Raw genomic sequence first — 2,353 nt, forward strand, 5'->3', positions numbered from 1 at the left:
CATTGACTGGTTTATCCGAGCGATCTTCTGTTACCTTATGCTTTGTTTTTCCTTTAGGACGTAATGGTGTATCTATTACACTTGCATCTACAATTGCACCTTTCTTAACTATGATATTATGCTTCTCTACTTGTTCATTTATAGATTTAAACAATATTTCAAATGTTCCTGTTTTTGTTAAGGCTGTTCTAAAACGGCTCAATGTACTATGGTCTGGGGCTGTTTGTTCTATGGGGAGTTCACAGAAATAGCTAAATGATAAACTATCATTTATCCTGTCTTCTACTTCATAATCACTCAATCCATACCATGTTTGAAGTAAACACATCTTAAATAACAAGAGACCATCATAAGATGGGGTGCCTGTGGCACTTTTACCTTTTGAATAATCCTTATCTATTAATTGACTTATTTCTTTCCAATCAATAAGTCTGTCTATTTGACTAAAGAATGTTGATTTTATCTTTCTTGTGCGTAAATCGCAAATGCTGTCTGCTAATGATGGTGCTTTTTGTAATTTCATGCTACAAATATACAGTCTATTGCGCTGATTAACAGGCTCTTGAATTCGTTTTTAACTCGTTTTTATCCACATTTACCATGCAACGGTCTTGTTTGTTGGTGATTCTGCTTTAAAAATGATTGCTGTATATTTATATGGTTGCAATCGATCTGTTATTACAAATAACAAAATTAAAAATGTTAGCTTAGGTTTTCAAATTACAGATGAAAATCGATTTGGTAACGACACAAGTAATATTATTAATAATTTAGTTCATGTTAATGGTGGAAATGGCAATACCCTGTCGGTAGGCATACTATTTTATGATAGCGAAAAGATAAACATTTACCACAACTCTATAAGTTCAAATAAAACAACCCTTTCCAATACCTATCTTCTATATTTTTATAGTGGAGTTGAAGATATAAAATTCGTAAACAATATTTTTTATGGAGACGGAGATCCGTTTTTAATTCGCTATAAAAACACCAATAGTGGTATTACTTTTAACCACAATGCGTTTTTTTATGGATTAAATTCCAAAAAATTTAAGCTTGATGGATTAGATTATACATTCAGCCAATTTTTTAGTTACACAAATAAAGGCTATTCTATTTCAAATTATCAGACAAATAAAGATCCTCATTTCATTTCAGAAAGCAATTTACATTTAGATAGCAATTATGTATCGCTGGCTGGAATTAATATTGGATTAATGGAGGATGTTGATGGAGACAGTCGTTGTTTGTTACATACTTCTTTAGGAGCTGATGAATCAAGATATGCTTATCAGCACTCGGCTTTTGCATTAGATATTCCCGATACTGCTTGCAGAGGTAATTATGTTCTGGTAACAAATTCATCCTCATTATCAGGAACAACCAGATTTAGCTGGTTTCGGAATAATCAATTTATGTCCAATAAAAAGGATGTTCTATTTACTCCCTTGATAGCAAAAACGGATACGATTTCCTTAGTTACCCAGAACTGCAATTACATAGATACTTTCACTAAAACAATTGAAGTCATTAATCTGAAGGCCGATTTTTATGCCGATGATTATAATCCGGTTGAAATTCTTGGTGTTGTTAGCTTGTTCGATTTTTCAAAATGTTACACTACGGCAGTAAAGTGGGAAATTACCCCCTCTTCATTTACCGTTGTTTCAGGCTATCCGAATTCCCGGAATCCAAGAGTTTATTTCAATGACACAGGATGCTACAATGTCCAGCTTGTGGCCATACAAGCCAGTATAACAGATACACTTTATCGAAGCTGCTATATACATGTGCAGCAAGATACCACAGCTCCTGTTATCAGCATGTTTGGGCATGATACTATATACATTGAACAATGTTATTACAATTATATCGACACCAATGTAATGGCATATGATTTAGCAGAAGGGAATATAACTGATAGCATTAAAATCAGTAGCAATCTAAATACCCGTGACACAGGAACCTATTGGATGAGGTTCAATGTGGCCGATAAATACGGTAATCAAGCTGAGCAAAAAGAACGTATTATCATTGTAACACCTGATAAATTTCCTCCAGAATTAGAATTGATTGGCAATAATTCTGTTCAGCTTAATTTATTGGATATTTATTCAGATTCTGGTTTTGTTGCTTTTGATACTTGTATTGGAATTGATACCACGATTATAACTGGATCTGTAAACAACAATTCACTTGAAAACGACACACTCCATTTTGTATCTTATGATGTATATGGAAATAGTTCCGTCCTTACAAAAGTTGAGCGTATTATTTTCAAGCACGATCCTGATCCGGTTTACCCGGGCGATGCAAACAGAGATAGTGTGGTGAATAACCTTGACTTTTTAGC

2 protein-coding genes are annotated in these 2,353 nt (G+C 33.7%); one reads left to right on the forward strand and one right to left on the reverse strand.

Annotated features, from left to right (window positions below; genetic code table 11):
• On the reverse strand, positions 1 to 523 hold a 523-nt coding region (locus HOG71_01450; protein MBT5989493.1), incomplete at its 3' end, for a transposase.
• A gap of 115 nt (positions 524 to 638) precedes the next feature.
• Between HOG71_01450 and HOG71_01455 the strand changes: the two genes are divergently transcribed.
• Positions 639 to 2,353, forward strand: a 1,715-nt coding sequence (locus tag HOG71_01455; GenBank protein MBT5989494.1) for a DUF5011 domain-containing protein, incomplete at its 3' end; no start/stop codon positions are given.

The sequence above is a fragment of the Bacteroidota bacterium genome (assembly GCA_018698135.1).
In the GTDB taxonomy this organism is placed as follows: Bacteria; Bacteroidota; Bacteroidia; order CAILMK01; family JAAYUY01; genus JABINZ01.